Source organism: Bacillus cereus group sp. MYBK108-1, from assembly GCF_051917185.1.
Lineage (GTDB): Bacteria > Bacillota > Bacilli > Bacillales > Bacillaceae_G > Bacillus_A > Bacillus_A cereus.
In genome coordinates, this window is sequence record NZ_JBQAHZ010000007.1 from 42,709 (window position 1) to 59,714 (window position 17,006).

Below are 17,006 nucleotides of genomic sequence, written 5' to 3' on the forward strand. Positions count from 1 at the left end.
ACGAGTGTTTTTTTACTATGCACGAGAAACGTATTTACCTTCACCAGTGTTGATGATAAGCATTTCGCCTTCGTTAATGAAGATTGGTACTTGTACAACAAGACCAGTTTCTAATGTAGCTGGTTTTGTTACGTTAGAAGCAGTATCACCTTTAATACCAGGCTCTGTTTCTGTAACTTGTAATTCAACTGTGTTTGGAAGTTCAACACCAAGTACTTCGCCTTGGTAAGTCATAATTGCTACTTCCATGTTTTCTTTTAGGAATTTAAGCTCGCGCTCGATTTGTTTTTCACCAAGTTCGATTTGCTCATAAGTTCCGTTATCCATAAATACGTGAGCCTCACCGCTTGCGTATAAGTATTGCATACGACGGTTTTCGATGTGTGCTTTTTCTACTTTCTCACCTGCACGGAATGTTTTCTCTTGAACAGAACCTGTGCGAAGATTACGTAGTTTAGAACGAACGAATGCAGCACCTTTACCTGGCTTTACGTGTTGGAAATCAAGTACTTGCCAAAGGGCATTGTCCACTGAAATTGTTAAACCTGTACGAAAATCGTTTACTGAAATCATGTAAAAAAATCCTCCTGTGTATTACAAAATAATAAGTTCTTTTGGTGATTTCGTAATTACTTCATTACCTTCACTTGTCACAATGATATCATCTTCAATACGTACGCCGCCAATACCTGGAATATAAATACCTGGCTCTACTGTTACAGCCATACCTGGTTCAAGTACTGTATCAGAACGGAACGCTAAACCTGGTGCTTCATGGATTTCAAGACCTATTCCATGACCAGTAGAGTGTCCAAAGTATTCACCATATCCTTTTTCCGTTATGTAGTCACGCGTTAGCGCATCAGCCTCGCGACCTGTTAAACCAGCTTTAATACCGTTCACACCACGTAGTTGTGCTTCTAAAACGATATTATAAATTTCTTTTAATTTATCAGATGGTTCACCGACTGCAATCGTACGAGTAATATCAGAACAATATCCTTTGTAATAAGCGCCGAAGTCTAATGTAACGAAATCTCCTGTTTCTATCACTTTTTCAGATGCCACGCCGTGCGGTAATGCCGAACGAAGACCTGAAGCAACGATAATATCAAACGAAGAAGATGTTGCTCCTTGTTTTCTCATGAAAAATTCAAGTTCATTTGACACTTCAATTTCAGATACTCCCGGGCGAATGAATGATAGAATATGCTCAAAGGCAGCATCTGCAATCTGTGCAGCTTCCTTTAATATCTTAATCTCTGAATCAGTCTTTATCAAGCGTAACTTTTCTACAAGTCCAGAAGTCGGGATAAATTCAGCATCAATCGCTTCCTTATGCACTGAATAAGAACTATATGTAAGAGTATCTTGCTCAAAACCAAGTTTTTGAATTCCAAGCTCTTTCACTTGCTTTGCCACTTCATCAATGATCAATCCTGCGTGCTGTACAACCTCATATCCAACCGCTTGTTTACTTGCCTGCTCGACGTAACGGAAATCTGTAATAAATTGAGCACGATCTTTTGAAATAAGAACAACGCCTGCTGTTCCTGTGAAGTTAGCCATATATCTACGACTATGTTCATTTGTTAACAAAATACCGTCAATGCCAGCCTCATCAAATGCACTTCGTAATCTTTCAATTTTCTCCATTACTTTATGCCTCCCTCAATTTCTCCATTAATGCAAATAATGCTAACTTATAGCCATAAAAACCAAATCCTACAATTTGACCTGCACAAACAGCTGCCGTCACAGATTCATGACGGAACGATTCACGCTGATGAATGTTAGAAATATGTACTTCAATAACAGGAATCGAAATGCTCGCAATGGCATCACGAATCGCATAGCTATAATGCGTAAATGCTCCCGGATTTAAAATGATCCCTTCATATATATCTTCCGCTTCATGAATAATGTCGATAATGGCACCTTCATGATTCGATTGGAAACATTCTAACTCCACTCCCATTGTTTCTGCTTCTTGCTTCATATCTGCTTCAAGTGTCGCTATCGTGCCCTTTCCATATACATTTACCTCACGAACACCGAGGCGATTTAGGTTAGGACCGTTTACGAGGAGTAACTTTTTCATATTCTTAAAACTCCTTAATATTAAATATCTATACAATATTTTAACATAGGAGTTACTTATTTGAATAGTTCGTCTTCTCTTGCCCTTCGTGTTCTGCTTTATTGCTATTCACTGCGTAAGAAACAGAATATGCTATAAACACACCATACAATATAAAAATACATATTGTCGTCACAATTGTCTCTTTTGGTAAATGGAGCGCACTTTTAATAACAGGAGCCATTAAACCCATCCCCAAAAACAGTAGTGCCCACCAAAATAGCCCATAAATAATTCCCGCTATAATCCCTTCAAACTTCGCAAAAAATGCTTTATACAAAAAGGCGATCAAAATTGAAAGAAGTCCCATACACACTATTCCGAACACATTGCCCCATACCCCCTCTTTCCAACTTCCAAACGCAAATGGTAAAAGGAAATAATTCGGTCCCGCCTCCGTGAATGAAAATATATGAAGGAAATACCAGATCCCGCCCCAAAAGATTCCACCAAACAAACCAATCTGCACAAAATTCCTTGTTCCTAATTGTTCTTGACTCACATCGACACCTCCGCTCAATAGTATGCCCGAAACTATTTTGAAGCATGTTTAAATCCTGCGAAATTTGTCTATAAAAAGAATAAGAAATGTCCGACTCTCATAACATTTTCCCTTGTCATCTACTTGTATTTGCCGATAAAATAAAGGAAACTCGGTGATTGTCTTATTTCAAAACGACAGAACCCAGTATGACAATTGCCTCTTTTTCTACATAAGAGAGAAACAAATACAGGTTGGTGTTAACATGGCAGAAGAGTCAAAACAAATATATGGCGGGCAAGCGGTCATAGAAGGAGTTATGTTTGGCGGTAGAGAATATACTGTTACAGCGGTTCGTCGTAAAGATAAATCGATTGAATTTTATCGATTACCACGCGTTCGTAATAAAGTACTATCTACCCTAAAAAAAATTCCATTTTTACGAGGGATTGCCGCTATTGTGGATGCAAGTGCGAATGGAGCAAAGCATTTAAACTTCGCTTCAGAACGATTTGACGTCCACCCAGAAGATGATGAACAAATTGCAAATAAAAAAGAAGAACAATCAAAATTAACGATGGTATTAGGAGTTGCAGCTGTTGGCGTTTTATCTTTTATATTCGGTAAAGTCATTTTCACAGCAGTTCCTGCACTATTAGCTGAATTAACGAGACCGATTTTCCCATCTCATACTGGGCAAATCATTGTCGAAAGTGTCATTAAGCTCATGCTATTATTGAGCTATATATACTTTATTTCTTTAACCCCACTTATTAAGCGGGTATTTCAGTATCACGGTGCAGAGCATAAGGTAATCAATGCTTACGAGAATAACCTTCCTCTGACTGTAGAAAACGTTCAAAAGCAAACTCGTCTCCATTATAGATGCGGCAGTAGCTTTATTATATTTACAGTCATTATTGGAATGTTCGTTTATTTCCTAGTCCCTACAGATCCTCTTTGGGCACGAGTTATAAACAGAATTTTATTAATTCCAGTTGTACTTGGTATTTCTTTTGAAGTATTGCAATTTACAAATCGATTACGAGATATTCCCGTATTACGCGTACTTGGATATCCTGGATTATGGCTACAACTATTAACAACGAAAGAACCAACAGATGATCAAGTGGAAGTAGCAATTGCATCGTTTGAAGAATTATTACGTTTAGAGAACAAACAATAATTATTTAAAAATGGTGTTCAACTCCTTTCCTCATCGTTAATATACTAATTTCAATATATGTTTTTAGGAGGTGTCCCTTATGAACGGTCGTTCGTTTACTTTCGCTATATTTGTGCTTATTATCGGATTGGCAATATTCGGCCTTGTTTCATCTGTTATTACAAATCCCATGGGTGTATTAAGAAATATCGGGTACATGTTACTTGTTGTCGGTATCTTTTACTTGCTATACAAGATGTTTACAAATTCCAGTGGTTCCGCAAATTCGCAAAGCTCATATAAGCGTGCGGCAAAACAATCGAACCGCAAACATGGGAAACAAAATGTAGCACCCCTAGGCAATTCCTTCTTTAAGTCAAATACTTCTAATGACAAAAGTAAAAAAGGGAATTCTTCCACTTTGAAACGAAAAAGAAAACAGTCTCATTTAACTGTCATTGAAGGCAAAAAAAGCAAAAAGAAAGACCGTGCTTCCTTTTAGGAAATACGGTCTTTTTTTATACTTTGAAGCACTTCTTTTAAACTTTTCTCTCTCATACTTTCAATTCGAAGATGATGATTTTCAAACGGTAAATTCCGTGTCACATCATTAGGTACCACAACGCACGTTAATCCCACTGCAACTGCTGCTCTCAATCCATTTAATGAGTCTTCAAATACAACAGCTTCAGATGGCTTAATTCCTAATTCTTCTATTGCAACTCGATAAAGAGCTGGATCTGGTTTTACCTTCTCAACATCTTCTCTCGTTTTAATTACTTCAAAATATTCTCGAATTTGTAGCTCTTCTAAAAAATGAATAACCCATTCTCTAGAAGAACTAGAAGCTAGTGCAATTTTTAATCCCATTTCTTTCGCTTCTTCTAAATATTCTTTTACCCCGTCACGAGCTTCTGGTATTCTCATTTTCTCTTTATGTAAAGTTGCCACTTTTTCTTTTAATACACTTTTGTTAAACTTCTCTTTTAATTGATCATTTAAATATGTATAAAGTACCTCATCTGTTGTTCCAATGCATTTCGCAAATTCCTCTAAAGGTAGTTCCCCGCCGTATTCACGAACAGCATCTCTGAAAGAGTGAAACCATATCGTTTCTGTGTCCACAATTAATCCATCAAAATCAAAAATAATTGCTTTCATAATTCTCCCATCCTTTTCGAATTGAAATAAAAAAGGAAACGCCATACGTTCCCCTTAATTACTTTTCTCTTCATTTGCTCTTTGAACACCGCGAAGTGTTTCCACTCGGACTGCATCTTGTTCAAAGTATTGCACTAAATCACCAATGCGATCAATCGCTTCCCAACTTAAATGATGTTCAATTCCTTCTACATCATTGTAAATTTTACTTTCATCCACACCGATAATACGCATAAATTGCTCTAGCAAGTCATGACGATATACGAGACGTTCTCCGATTTTTTTACCTTTTGTTGTTAATACAAGCCCTCTATATTTTTCATAAATTAGATATTCATCTTTGTCTAATTTTTGCACCATTTTTGTTACAGAGGATGGATGTACACTAAGCGCTTCAGCAATATCAGATACGCGGGCGTAACCCTTTTCATCAATCAACAAATAAATTTGTTCAATATAATCTTCCATACTAGGGGTAGGCATCGGTTTCCTCCATCCAAGTTCATTTTGCTTATTCCGTACGAAGCAATCAATAAAATGATACACCAGAAAGAATAACGTGACAAGTTGAAAACGAGCCTAAATATATAAAACAAAAAAGAATCTGTATTTGCATACAGACCCCCCTTAAGTAAAATATTGTATTTCTGCATTAGGAAAAAATTCATTTATATAACCTCTTATCGTTTCTTCCAATACTGCTGCATCATCCTTTTTATATACATATTTTCCGATGCCATATCGTCCCCATTTATACTTCCGCTTCTCTTCATCCATTTCAAGCTTCGTATTTGGATAACGCTCTTGAATAACCTTTTTCGCTGGTTTCGTAAAACGATGCTGAATTAATTCAAACGTTAAATTTGGTATCGTCATATCTTTCAGCGCATTGTACAGTCGCTCAAATAGTTCACGATATCCTTCTTCCCATCCTTCATGCATATAAAGTGGCGCGACTATAAAACCAAGTGGATAACCTGCACCTGCTACTTTACGTGCCGCCTCAATTCGCTCCTCAAATGGCGATGTCCCTGGTTCAAAATTTTTAATTACATATCGTGAATTTATACTAAACCTGAAACGAGTTTTCCCATTATGCTTTGCATCTAATAAATGATCAACGTGCGAATATTTCGTCACGAAACGTAAGCGCCCATATTCACTTTCTCCAATGAATTCAATCGCCCGCTTTAATGCATGTGTTAAATGATCAATCCCAACAATGTCTGATGTACACGCTGCTTCAAATCTTGTTATTTCAGGTGCCCTTTCATCCATATATTGCTTTGCCTTCTCAAATATTTCATCAAGATTGACATACACACGAACGTAAGGCTTACTCCCAAGTGTTGTTTGCAAATAGCAATAATGACAATGTCCCATACACCCTGTTGCGAGCGGAATTGCATATTCAGCTGACGGTTTTGACGTATCAAACTTTAGCGTCTTCCTTACTCCAACGACAAGTGTAGCCTTTGCATTACGATACTTTTGCAAATCATTTTCTCCTAGCAAATTTCTAATTTGATTATGTGATGTCGTTTCACGAATTTCTAATCCCATCTTCGTAAACTTCTCATAAAGCTCTTTTCCAAGCGGATATTCAAGTGCCTTTGGTTCAAAGTAAACGAGTTTTGGCATAAATGGTTTCATGTGCTTCCCTCCCTCTCGTTAGTATGGGAAACGTTGAAAAATTAACACGCATTAAAGTTTTCCACTTCAGTAACTTGCGTTGCAAGTTACTGAATGTTATAATCCGGATAACAGCTACCTTGCAACGCAAGTTACCTGAGTAAAAGGTGGTGAAATCATGCACAGCCAAATGTTAAAAGGTGTACTAGAAGGTTGCATCCTATACATCATTTCACAAGAAGAAGTGTACGGATATGAACTGAGCACAAAATTAAATAAACATGGCTTTACATTCGTAAGCGAAGGAAGCATCTATCCGTTATTATTACGTATGCAAAAAGAAAAATTGATTGAAGGAACATTAAAAGCCTCCTCACTCGGTCCAAAACGAAAATATTATCACGTAACCGATAAAGGATTAGAGCAGCTTGAAGAATTTAAACAAAGCTGGGGAATGGTTTCAACTACGGTAAATAACTTATTACAGGGGGAGTGATAGGGATGAATGCACAAGACATGATTGAATTGAATAATAAAAAACGTGAGCTTCTAACTTCCGAAAACGAGGCTGCTTATGGTGATATGTTAGTATATCTTCGAATATCAAACGTACCCGAGCAACAAATGGAAGAACTGTTACTAGAAATATTAGATCACCTCATCGAAGCACAAGCAGAAAATAAAAACGCTTATGACATCTTTGGAGATAATTTACAATCTTATTGCGATGAACTTATATCAGCTTTACCAACTCAAACAAAGTTAGAAAAAGCCTCTTTAATTGGATTTTCTATTAGCTTACTTCTTGCTATACAGTTTGGCATAAATGCAATTATTTCATTTTTTATGTTTCTCTTTGAAAAAAACAATACAATATCAAGTCCGCCTTTTAGCATCCTTGGAACTACTTTGTCTGTTTCAATAATTATACTAGGTATACTATTTATTTTATATTTATTAAAGCGTTACTCCTTTAATCAGAAAATGAATTGGAAAAGAAGAATTCTATTTGGATTCGCATTTGCTACTCCATTTTGTTCCGCTGTATTCTTAAATATTTATTTCCAAAAGCAACCTTATCTCATTTATCATCTAAACTTTTGGCAAAATGCTTTAATTGCTATCTTATTTTTTATTTTATATAAATTACTATATAAAAAATCAAATTTTTAACAGCCCTTCAAAAGGCTGTTTTTTCTTCTGTCTAATTTTACAAATTGAAAAATTTCATAAAGAAAATAAGAAAAATGCAAAATAATTAAAGTTAATTGTTGACGTGATGCTTTTATTATCGGTATCATAAATCTTCGTGAGCAATTATTTTTCGTTATACGATTTTTTTATTATTACTGAATTTTTGAGAGGAGAAATTAGATGTCAGTTAAGAAGAAAACGCAAGTACGCACCGGCAAAATGGTACGTGAACTAATGTTAGCAGACGAAGATGTAAATGCTTCGCTAATTATGGTATATAGTGAAAACGGTGTAAACGCAGAAATTAAAATCGAGGGCTTAACGCCGAAATGTAACGAAGAATTATTTTTGAGCGGAAACGTGGATTGGAACAAGAGTGTTATTTATAAAATTGTTGATTTCACTGGAAACGCTGAAGTTGGTAAAGTTACATTAACAGCGATGAACAAAAACAATGTTTCTCTAGAAATTGAACGCGTTATGTGGAGTAAAGAAAATAAAGAAGCTGCCGAGCAAGAAGAAACACAGGTAGAAGCAGCACCGAAAAAAGAAGTAGTTGTAGAAGCTCCAAAAGCAATTACACCTGCTCCTAAGCCTGTTACGCGTGTGGAAACACCTGCTATGGCACCTAAGCCTACTCCGGTACCGACACCGAAGCCAGTAAGCGTAGAAGCAGCTGTAGAACTAGTTACTCCAGCGCCTGTGAAAAAAGCGGTCCCTACTCCAGTTACAAAGCAAGAGACAGCACCGGTTGCTCCTGCAAAACCGAAGCAGCCTGCTTTGACTGAAACAAATTCAAAACTACAAGAAAATTATGTTAAACTCGTGAAAAAGACAATTGAAGTTTGTCAAGATTACGAGCTTGGCATCGACATAGATGATTCTATTGAAAGCTTAAAAGAAGAACTACAAAGCCAAGGTATTAGCGTTACATTTGACAAAGAAATTATGGACGTTGTAAGTCGCCTTCGTTCTTTACAAGATAAAGGAATCAAAGTAGAAAAAGTACTTAATTTACTATAAAAAAATAAGAGATGGCAATTGCCATCTCTTATTTTTTATAATTCCACTCATTACTTTCATACTTTTCTTTCGCTAACGTTTGAACTTCATGTAACTGTTCTTCTGTTAATTCATATGGAACAAGTTCTACATCCAATCCTTTTTCAAAGCCAACTTCAAACGCTTTAATTAACTGTTCTATCGTAAATGTACGGTCTGTTAATTCATTAATTGCTACTGCTTTAGAAGAGAACATACTCTTCATGCGTTCCTTCACACGTTCATTTGGGAATAAAAATAGATCATATAGTTCATCTAAATCAATTTCTAATGGAATCGATCCATGCTGTAGAATAACACCTTTTTGACGTGTTTGAGCACTACCAGCAATTTTTCGTCCTTCCACTACAATTTCATACCAAGATGGTGCATCAAAACATACGCCGGAACGTGGATTTTTTAAATTTTCACGATCTGCTTCTGTTTTTGGAACTGCATAATATGCTTCTAACCCTAATGCCTTAAAACCATCTAATAAACCTTGCGAAATAACACGATACGCTTCTGTAACTGTTTTCGGCATATTCGGGTGATCTTCAGACACAATAACACTATACGTTAACTCTTTGTCATGTAGTACACCCCTGCCGCCTGTTTGACGACGAACGAATCCATATTTCTTTTCGTTAACTACATCCATATTAATATCTTTTTCAACACGTTGAAAATACCCAACTGTTAATGTTGGTACTTCCCATTCATAAAAACGAATTGTTGGTGGCATTTTCTTTTCACTTTGCCAATTTAATAAACATTCATCTAACGCCATATTAAATGCCGGTGAACATTGACCAGAGTTAATATAACACCATTTTTCTTTTCCCATCCTGCACCTCATATAACCAATTATTTTTCACATTCTCTAGTCTACCAAATTCGACAAAATTTGTGAAAGAATACGAAATTTCTTCTTATATGCAAATGAATCTGTTGCATAAATACATAAGGGCATTATAATATTGAAAGTAGGATAAGAAAAAAGGGAGCGATAGAATCGTGTCAACAACTTGGATTATTTTATTAGCCGTAATCGTAGCATTTATCGGCTACACTGTATGGATGTACTTCTATCAGAAAAAATTAATTAAAACTCTTACAGAAGAAGAATTTCGCGCTGGCTACCGTAAAGCACAGCTTATCGATATTCGTGAAGCAGACGAATATAACGCAGGGCATATTTTAGGTGCACGTAACATTCCGTTATCACAAATTCGCCTTCGCCATAAAGAACTTCGTCAAGATCAACCTGTTTACTTATATTGCCAAAGCGGATTCCGTACAGGTCGTGCAGCGCAATACTTAAAAAAACAAGGCTACAAAGATTTCTACCAATTACAAGGTGGATTTAAATCTTGGACAGGCAAAATTAAAAAGAAATAATAACATACAAAAAACTAGCTGTATAAATCAGCTAGTTTTTTCATTTCATCTTATTCGCAATGTATAATAAATTCTGCTTGATTACCTTTTCATCGTTCTCTTCTACATTCCGATACAGCAGTTGATATTCAATTCCTTTCTCTTTCCATATAAGCGTAGCAAATTCGTCACCACGTTCATAATCATCTTTATTTTTAAAATAAGCAGACGTTCCATTATTCAGTTTCATTTGTTCTTGAAATCGCTTATCTTCCACAAGATCCGGAAAACTATAAGGAAAGTTCGCGACATTTAACTCAATATACTCATTTCTACCTGGCTCTTTCTGTTTATATTTAATCGTTAAGACAGTGCTCTTTTTCCCAAGCGTTCTTACTTCCCCCTTCACATCACTTGTAATGTCGTACGGTAAAAACGTTGGAACTTTAAACTTCACCGGAAAATATTTTGGAAGTTCCTTTAGCGGAATAGGATCTGTAACACGATCCATAGCTCCTCCCGTTGTTCCCACAAAGTGTTTTTCTTCTTGCATCGTTTGCTGAAACGAACACGAACTAAGCACGAAACTAGAAAACACGAAACAAATGATTCTTTTTTTCAATTTGTTTCCGCCCTTTCATACCGCTCTCTTAACGAACGAAGCGTTGATATTCTCTTCATATTCGCTTCGTCACCAAACTCCACCTTTGAAAACTTTCCACGTTATTCTCACACATTTTGACAACACTTTTTGCAAACAAAAAAGACCCCTATCATTCTTACGCCCAAGTGAAAAGGTTACGCGAATAAAAAGAAGTCTTATTAATACCATAGTTTGTGAAAAGCTTTTCAGGTCAAGATTTTTTCTTTCTTATTATTTTCCCTTTATAATAAGGGAAAGAGGTGATACATATGGCCAATATAAAACAAATTGCTAAAACTGCTGGTGTATCGATATCAACTGTTTCTCGTGTCCTGAATAATCACCCTTACGTAAAAGAAGAAAAGCGTAAGCGTGTTCTAGATGCTGTTGAAGAATTAAACTACGCAAAAAATATAAATGCTGTCCATTTAATAAGAGGGAAAACATATACAATTGGCGTTATGCTTCCTTTCATTAACCTCCCCTACTTCAGTACGATTATTGAAGGAATCGGAAACGAAGCGTTATTAGCTGGGTATCATATTAATTTATGTCAAACGAATTACGATAGCATTGAAGAAATTCGTGTTCTTGAAATGATGAAAATGAAACAATTTGATGGGATGATTATTTGCTCCCGAACGAGCTCTTGGGAACAAATCGAACCTTTTGCAAAATTTGCCCCTATTATTTCATGTGAAAAAATGAAGCATCCCCTCATTTCATCCATCTACGTAGATCATTATGAAGGTTTCCGTCTTGGTACTGCCTATTTACTAAGTAGAGGCCATGAAAAAATCGGAATTTGTTTAGCAAGAAAAACAAGTGTAAATTCCATGGAGCGCGAAAAAGCGTTCGCCGATACACTTCGTAACGAAGGGAAAACGTTGCATCCTGAATGGATTTTCCACCAATGCTATACAATGCAGGACGGAGCACAAATACTCCATCGTATTTTAAATATGAAAAATCGTCCAACTGCTATTTTCACAGCGAACGATCAAGTTGCAGCTGGTTTATTAACAGAGGCTCGAAAACATGGTATTCGAGTACCTGAAGACCTTGCTATCCTTGGATTTGATAATCATGAAATTTCAAAGGCATTAGAAATTTCCACAATTGAACATCCCGGTCTCGCAATGGGCTCACATGCTTTTTCTTTATTCCATAAGCAGATCCAAAGCGAGCAAATTGTCGGCAGTGCAAAAGAACTTTCATTCCATTTAATTGAGCGAGAGACTGTCTAAAAAGAGCGTTACTCATAACGCTCTTTCTCAGCTCTTCACCTATTGACTTTATATTTCCCATCTCATATAATGAACCTAACGAACGGTAGGTAGGGGATGAAAATGACAGCAAACCGCATTAAAGCTGTAGCACTTTCTCATTTCGCACGCTACGGCTATGAAGGAACTTCATTGGCAAATATTGCTCAAGAAGTTGGGATTAAAAAACCATCGATTTACGCACACTTTAAAGGAAAAGAAGAGCTATATTTCATATGCTTAGAATCTGCTCTTCAAAAAGATTTGCAGAGCTTCACAGGCGATATCGAAAGCTTTTCCAATTCGTCCACTGAAGAATTGCTTTTAAAATTATTAAAAGGGTATGCAAAACGATTTGGTGAAAGTGAAGAATCAATGTTTTGGTTACGAACTTCTTATTTTCCGCCTGATGCATTTCGCGAACAAATTATTAATAAAGCAAATGTACACATTGAAAACGTCGGAAAACTTTTATTCCCTGTATTTAAAAGAGCAAGCGAACAAGATGAGCTGCATAACATTGAAGTAAAAGACGCCTTAGAGGCTTTTCTATGCTTACTCGACGGTCTTATGGTTGAACTATTATACGCAGGTTTAAATCGTTTTGAGACACGTTTAGACGCTTCTTGGAAAGTATTTTGGCGCGGACTTTCAAACTGACGGATTGCTCCTTTGCAATGCGTCGTTTTTAAGCCCTTTACCTAACGACTGGTAGGAAGGAGAAATGACATATGGCATGGATTTATGTAATCATCGCTGGTATTATTGAAATATTTTGGGTGATTGGACTAAAAAAAGCAGAGGCACCACTTGAATGGGCTGGTGTTGCTCTATTAATTACAATTAGTTTCGTCTTATTATTTAGAGCTTATAAAGATTTACCTGTCGGCACTGTATACGCAGTCTTTACAGGAATCGGAGCTGGTGGAATCGTTCTTACAGAGATTTTCATCTTCGGAGAACCTTTCTCTATCGTAAAAGTTTTATTAATCGGTTTAATCTTCTTCGGAGTAATTGGTTTAAAACGAGTAACAGAAGAAAAAGAAGCGAAGGAGGCCGCATAAAATGGCTTGGGTATTTTTAATTCTAGCTGGTATTTGTGAAATTATTGGTGTACTCTTTATGAAAGTAGCCACTGAAAAGAAAGGCTGGGCACCAAAAGTTATTTTAATCGCTAACTTCGGCGTAAGCTTCTTCTTCTTATCTCTTGCGATGAACACATTACCGATGGGAACTGCTTACGCAATTTGGACTGGAATCGGAACTGCTGGAAGTGCACTTCTAGGCATTCTCATTTTCCGAGAATCAGCGGATTGGCGTCGTCTTGCTTTCTTAAGCTGTATTCTATGCGGCGCTGTTGGCTTAAAACTATTAAGCTAACGTGAGGTGAATGTCATGTGGAAAGAACAAGGAAAGAAAATATTAGCATGGATCACACTTGGTATCGTCATTCTATTACAAATAAGTTTTCATATAATAGAATCATTGTTTCATAAAGTATTATCCATTCTCACATTCCTTCCTAACATGACAATTGAAATTATATCAATTGTTTGGTCCATTATCGCCTCCATTGCAATCGTCATTATATGGAGTATCGCCAAACTATGGAATAAGTTATTAAAAAAGGACAGTACTTCTGAAAAAGAGTAACTGTCCTTTTTTATATTCATTCAGACTTTCTGTAGAAGTTAGATGTGATAAGACAAAACAGACCAACTATGGCAATACTTATACCAACCCTTTTATGTAAACTTGGAAATAACGGTGGTATATCCGAGTAAACATTTGCTAATATGAGACCGATTGAAAATAAAAATATTCCTATTCTATATAACCATTTTCTTTTGTTCATCATTCTCCCCTCCTAACATTTTTCATACACTCCTTTCTTTTGGACATACTACCTAAAAAAAGGAGTGAATAATATGCAAAATTCTATACATAAGCAAATCCTATTTTTATTTTTCCTATTTCTTATTCTCATCATCGTTTTCAGCTTTATATTACATACTCCGAAAGATGTGCCAAATAGCGTTTCTTTTTATAAACTACTGCTCTCGTATTGTCGTTATTGAAGAAGGTGCCTTTTTTAAGGCACCTTTTAAAATTCTCTTTTTTCATATATTTTTACTGAAACAAAGGTAGATGCTATGAACATGCACATGGAACTAATGAATAACAAGCTGTTGTATAGTTGAATTTGTTCTAAGTTAATTTGAAACAAAGCTTCTAAAACAACTATCGGTGCCATGAATATTACTATCGTAATGAAAATGGTTTTCTTATACCCTAGCCAAAAGGATATTGGTAAAACAAAACTTAAATACAATAAAATAAAGCTAATACTAGCAACCATTGTCGTTTCAATAAATTCAAATAAGTTAACCCCACTCTTCATTCCCATCGTGAAACAACCGACCGTTACACTTATAAAAAGAATAATAATTGCTACTATATATTTCGCATACACAATTTGTTTTCTCAATATTGGTAAACTATTTACTATAACTTCACTCTCATTTTTACTATCTGCTTCAAATGTTTTTACTGTTGCCCCAATTGTAATAATTACTGACATAATTATGAACAGATTTTCCGTATCTGTTAAGGCCATATAAAAGAAAACAGGATACAGTATGTACCAAATTAAAAATTTCCATTGAATAATGAAATCTTTTAAAATTAGTTGCTTGATCATGTATTACCCCTCCTAATATGAAAATGCTCCTTCTATAACTCTGCCTCCTGAAACATTTTCATTGAGAGAAACATTGATATGAATATACTTACTAACACTCCAATACTAAGAACACCCATTGCTAGTGTAGCCTCTTGAGAGTGGAGTACTTTTAACATAATTGTTTTATCACCAAAAATATTGCACATAAGACCAATCATACCCATTAAAGGAAAAAGCATAATCAAATTTAAGACAGTAATAACTTTATATCCCCCAATGTAATTAGTCGGTATCGTTACTGCACAATAAATCAAAGTTGCTACTATTGCTGAAAATATTGCATACCCAGGCATAACTATATCTCTGTTCAATAAAATATTTCCTAATATTACGACTATAAAAGTTACACTCAAACCAGCCATAATAAATAATGTGCTTGAAATATATTTAGCTATAATTATCTCTTTTCTCGTTATAGGCAAACTCACTAACACTTTTTCTGCTTTACTTTTCTCGTCATAATAAAAAGAAATATATATAATCGTACTACATGTTATAAATACTCCTATTGCAATCCCCATTGGTTCGACGGAATTCTTAAAAATAGATAAAATAGGGATTAAAAAATAGAAAGGAAACATCTTCTTCTGTAAAAAAAACTCCTTCAAAATCAACTGTTGCATATGAATTCTCCTCTCTATAAATCACGCGTTTCATAAATTTTAATTGTAAGAAACATAGAAGCGATATAGGCACTAGCTAATATCATTCCTCCAACTGTAAATACACCAATATGTACTGGATTCATAATCCACTCACTGAATGAAGATGTTGTTTCATTCAGCCCATCACTAATAAATATCCAAAGAATTATCCCCACTCCTATTGATGCTGCTGATCCTATACTTCTTACTACCTTCGATTTTGTACCATAATAACTAGGGAAAAACGTGACAACAAAAAATGTGGCATAAACAGCTCCATTTATGACTTCATACCATGGAATTTCAATGTATAGATTAGGATGATATACACCGATATCACTAATAACCACAATACCCCTTATAAGAAAAACAACTAACATCGTAGAGAGAATGGTACCAACAATGAATATTGCACAGGAAATATATCTAGCAATTATGATATCCTTTCGACTTACTGGTAAACTATTTATAATAATGTCACTTTTATTTCTTTCATCCATAAAGGTTAACGTCATAACGGAGGAGAGGATTATAAATAGACAACTCATCGGAAATAAAAATTCACCACTTGGCTCTAACATAAAAAACAAAAGAGGCATAACAAAATTCACTAACCACATTACCCGAAAAAAGAACAAATCTTTATATACAAGCTGACGCATAGGCACCTCTCCCTTTCGCAGTGTAAACGATAATATCGTCTAATGTAGGCTTTTCTAGTACAACCTCATTCCCAAACCAATCTATAATTGCTTGTTTATCCTTCGCTAAACCTTCAAAACCAAACTTATTTTTTCGTAATCCAACAAATAGTTCTTTTCCTTCTCGGTCTAATAAATCATTACTTCCTTTTACGATTACGTAGTTCTCCATTAAGTCTTCTTTTTCACCAGTAAATATAATTTCTCCATCATTGATGAACGTAACATAATCTGCAATGCGCTCTAAATCTGTTGTAATGTGCGTTGAGAATAATACGGATACTTCATCTTCCATTACAATTTCTTGCAACATATCAAGTAATTCACTTCGAACAACTGGATCTAACCCTGCTGTCGGTTCGTCCATAATAATAAACTCTGCGTGGTGCGAAAGTGCGATGGCAATCGCAAACTTCATTTTCATCCCTTTAGATAGCTCTTTAATTTTTTTATACTTTGGAACTTGCAATCTATGTATATACGATTGATACTGCTCTTCGTCCCACTTTTTATATAACGGTGCAATAATACGCTTCATTTGTTCACACGTTAAATCTTCGTAATAATGATTTTCATCATATACAAAGCCGATATTTTGTTTTATTTCCTTTTCAGCTTTCTTATTGTCCTTGCCAAAAATTTTTATATCTCCGTTATCTTTTTTAATTAAATTCATAATCATTTTGATTGTCGTACTTTTCCCGGCCCCATTCGGTCCGACAAACCCCATAATATATCCGCGTGGTAACGTAAAACTTATATTTTTCACTGCGAAACCTTCATAACTTTTACAAACGTTTTTTAACTCTAACATCT

Annotated in this window: 25 protein-coding genes; 11 read left to right on the top strand and 14 right to left on the bottom strand. The window is 35.5% G+C overall.

Annotation, left to right across the window (positions count from 1 at the left end; genetic code table 11):
• Positions 1-15: 15 nt before the first annotated feature.
• Genes efp through ACTFSL_RS12450 form a run of 4 tightly spaced genes read right to left on the bottom strand, consistent with a single transcriptional unit; the run spans position 16 to position 2,642 of the window.
• A complete protein-coding gene (gene efp, locus ACTFSL_RS12435; protein WP_000626516.1) occupies positions 16-573 on the bottom strand; it encodes an elongation factor P in 558 nt (185 codons plus the stop codon).
• Between the two features lie 21 nt (positions 574-594).
• On the bottom strand, positions 595-1,656 hold the full coding sequence (gene pepQ / locus ACTFSL_RS12440; protein WP_000411040.1) for a Xaa-Pro dipeptidase: 1,062 nt from the start codon (positions 1,654-1,656) through the stop codon (positions 595-597).
• A 4-nt stretch (positions 1,657-1,660) separates the two neighbouring features.
• Positions 1,661-2,101 carry a type II 3-dehydroquinate dehydratase gene (gene aroQ / locus ACTFSL_RS12445; RefSeq protein WP_135277419.1) on the bottom strand — a complete coding sequence of 147 codons (441 nt, stop codon included), beginning with the start codon at positions 2,099-2,101 and terminating at the stop codon, positions 1,661-1,663.
• A gap of 52 nt (positions 2,102-2,153) precedes the next feature.
• Positions 2,154-2,642 carry a YqhR family membrane protein gene (locus tag ACTFSL_RS12450; RefSeq protein ID WP_135277421.1) on the bottom strand — a complete coding sequence of 163 codons (489 nt, stop codon included), beginning with the start codon at positions 2,640-2,642 and terminating at the stop codon, positions 2,154-2,156.
• Between the two features lie 244 nt (positions 2,643-2,886).
• Here ACTFSL_RS12450 and ACTFSL_RS12455 point away from each other — a divergent pair, with 244 nt between their 5' ends.
• Both ACTFSL_RS12455 and ACTFSL_RS12460 read left to right on the top strand, forming a co-directional pair.
• Entirely contained in the window at positions 2,887-3,807 is a 921-nt protein-coding gene (locus ACTFSL_RS12455) for a DUF1385 domain-containing protein (RefSeq protein WP_000807121.1), read from the top strand.
• Between the two features lie 79 nt (positions 3,808-3,886).
• Positions 3,887-4,288: an SA1362 family protein gene (locus ACTFSL_RS12460; RefSeq protein ID WP_001014463.1), complete on the top strand. Its 402-nt coding sequence runs from the start codon at positions 3,887-3,889 to the stop codon at positions 4,286-4,288.
• Here the strand turns inward: ACTFSL_RS12460 and ACTFSL_RS12465 are convergent.
• The 3 genes from ACTFSL_RS12465 to splB form a co-directional block, all read right to left on the bottom strand.
• The gene (locus ACTFSL_RS12465) at positions 4,285-4,947 is read right to left on the bottom strand and encodes an HAD family hydrolase (protein WP_440041803.1); all 663 of its coding nucleotides are present in this window, start codon (positions 4,945-4,947) and stop codon (positions 4,285-4,287) included. The genes ACTFSL_RS12460 and ACTFSL_RS12465 overlap by 4 nt on opposite strands.
• Before the next feature lie 54 nt (positions 4,948-5,001).
• Positions 5,002-5,430: a transcriptional regulator MntR gene (mntR, locus tag ACTFSL_RS12470; protein WP_001143084.1), complete on the bottom strand. Its 429-nt coding sequence runs from the start codon at positions 5,428-5,430 to the stop codon at positions 5,002-5,004.
• Between the two features lie 144 nt (positions 5,431-5,574).
• Positions 5,575-6,600 carry a spore photoproduct lyase gene (gene splB / locus ACTFSL_RS12475; protein ID WP_440041804.1) on the bottom strand — a complete coding sequence of 342 codons (1,026 nt, stop codon included), beginning with the start codon at positions 6,598-6,600 and terminating at the stop codon, positions 5,575-5,577.
• A 157-nt stretch (positions 6,601-6,757) separates the two neighbouring features.
• Between splB and ACTFSL_RS12480 the strand changes: the two genes are divergently transcribed.
• The 3 genes from ACTFSL_RS12480 to ACTFSL_RS12490 all read left to right on the top strand — a co-directional run bounded on the left by ACTFSL_RS12480 (position 6,758) and on the right by ACTFSL_RS12490 (position 8,796).
• Entirely contained in the window at positions 6,758-7,075 is a 318-nt protein-coding gene (locus ACTFSL_RS12480) for a PadR family transcriptional regulator (protein ID WP_000556083.1), read from the top strand.
• 5 nt (positions 7,076-7,080) lie between these two features.
• A complete protein-coding gene (locus tag ACTFSL_RS12485; protein ID WP_440041805.1) occupies positions 7,081-7,752 on the top strand; it encodes a DUF1129 family protein in 672 nt (223 codons plus the stop codon).
• Between the two features lie 201 nt (positions 7,753-7,953).
• Entirely contained in the window at positions 7,954-8,796 is an 843-nt protein-coding gene (locus ACTFSL_RS12490) for a hypothetical protein (protein ID WP_000111900.1), read from the top strand.
• 28 nt (positions 8,797-8,824) lie between these two features.
• Here the strand turns inward: ACTFSL_RS12490 and ACTFSL_RS12495 are convergent, their stop codons facing one another.
• On the bottom strand, positions 8,825-9,661 hold the full coding sequence (locus ACTFSL_RS12495; RefSeq protein WP_000514081.1) for a lipoate--protein ligase family protein: 837 nt from the start codon (positions 9,659-9,661) through the stop codon (positions 8,825-8,827).
• 170 nt (positions 9,662-9,831) lie between these two features.
• Between ACTFSL_RS12495 and ACTFSL_RS12500 the strand changes: the two genes are divergently transcribed.
• Positions 9,832-10,215 (top strand): rhodanese-like domain-containing protein, encoded by a 384-nt coding sequence (locus tag ACTFSL_RS12500; RefSeq protein WP_000108653.1) that lies wholly within the window; start codon positions 9,832-9,834, stop codon positions 10,213-10,215.
• Between the two features lie 40 nt (positions 10,216-10,255).
• On the opposite strand, the gene ACTFSL_RS12505 is transcribed toward ACTFSL_RS12500, so the two are convergent.
• The gene (locus tag ACTFSL_RS12505) at positions 10,256-10,792 is read right to left on the bottom strand and encodes a DNA polymerase III subunit delta (protein WP_440041844.1); all 537 of its coding nucleotides are present in this window, start codon (positions 10,790-10,792) and stop codon (positions 10,256-10,258) included.
• Between the two features lie 314 nt (positions 10,793-11,106).
• Between ACTFSL_RS12505 and ACTFSL_RS12510 the strand changes: the two genes are divergently transcribed.
• From ACTFSL_RS12510 to ACTFSL_RS12530, 5 genes are all read left to right on the top strand, one after another.
• A complete protein-coding gene (locus ACTFSL_RS12510; RefSeq protein ID WP_001273985.1) occupies positions 11,107-12,084 on the top strand; it encodes a LacI family DNA-binding transcriptional regulator in 978 nt (325 codons plus the stop codon).
• Positions 12,085-12,180: 96 nt separating this feature from the next.
• Entirely contained in the window at positions 12,181-12,762 is a 582-nt protein-coding gene (locus tag ACTFSL_RS12515) for a TetR/AcrR family transcriptional regulator (RefSeq protein WP_002005730.1), read from the top strand.
• 71 nt (positions 12,763-12,833) lie between these two features.
• Positions 12,834-13,166: a DMT family transporter gene (locus ACTFSL_RS12520; protein ID WP_000312339.1), complete on the top strand. Its 333-nt coding sequence runs from the start codon at positions 12,834-12,836 to the stop codon at positions 13,164-13,166.
• Between the two features lies 1 nt (position 13,167).
• Entirely contained in the window at positions 13,168-13,482 is a 315-nt protein-coding gene (locus ACTFSL_RS12525; RefSeq protein WP_000312623.1) for a DMT family transporter, read from the top strand.
• A 15-nt stretch (positions 13,483-13,497) separates the two neighbouring features.
• The gene (locus ACTFSL_RS12530; protein WP_326263159.1) at positions 13,498-13,755 is read left to right on the top strand and encodes a DUF3975 family protein; all 258 of its coding nucleotides are present in this window, start codon (positions 13,498-13,500) and stop codon (positions 13,753-13,755) included.
• Between the two features lie 16 nt (positions 13,756-13,771).
• On the opposite strand, the gene ACTFSL_RS12535 is transcribed toward ACTFSL_RS12530, so the two are convergent.
• The 5 genes from ACTFSL_RS12535 to ACTFSL_RS12555 all read right to left on the bottom strand — a co-directional run bounded on the left by ACTFSL_RS12535 (position 13,772) and on the right by ACTFSL_RS12555 (position 17,004).
• Entirely contained in the window at positions 13,772-13,960 is a 189-nt protein-coding gene (locus tag ACTFSL_RS12535) for a hypothetical protein (RefSeq protein WP_002164431.1), read from the bottom strand.
• Positions 13,961-14,206: 246 nt separating this feature from the next.
• Positions 14,207-14,800 (bottom strand): ABC-2 transporter permease, encoded by a 594-nt coding sequence (locus ACTFSL_RS12540; protein WP_080016442.1) that lies wholly within the window; start codon positions 14,798-14,800, stop codon positions 14,207-14,209.
• A gap of 35 nt (positions 14,801-14,835) precedes the next feature.
• Positions 14,836-15,468 (bottom strand): ABC-2 transporter permease, encoded by a 633-nt coding sequence (locus ACTFSL_RS12545; protein WP_063245999.1) that lies wholly within the window; start codon positions 15,466-15,468, stop codon positions 14,836-14,838.
• Between the two features lie 14 nt (positions 15,469-15,482).
• Positions 15,483-16,151: an ABC-2 transporter permease gene (locus tag ACTFSL_RS12550; protein ID WP_440041807.1), complete on the bottom strand. Its 669-nt coding sequence runs from the start codon at positions 16,149-16,151 to the stop codon at positions 15,483-15,485.
• The gene (locus ACTFSL_RS12555; RefSeq protein WP_440041809.1) at positions 16,132-17,004 is read right to left on the bottom strand and encodes an ABC transporter ATP-binding protein; all 873 of its coding nucleotides are present in this window, start codon (positions 17,002-17,004) and stop codon (positions 16,132-16,134) included. Before ACTFSL_RS12555 ends, ACTFSL_RS12550 begins: the two co-directional genes overlap by 20 nt.
• Between the last annotated feature and the right edge of the window lie 2 nt (positions 17,005-17,006).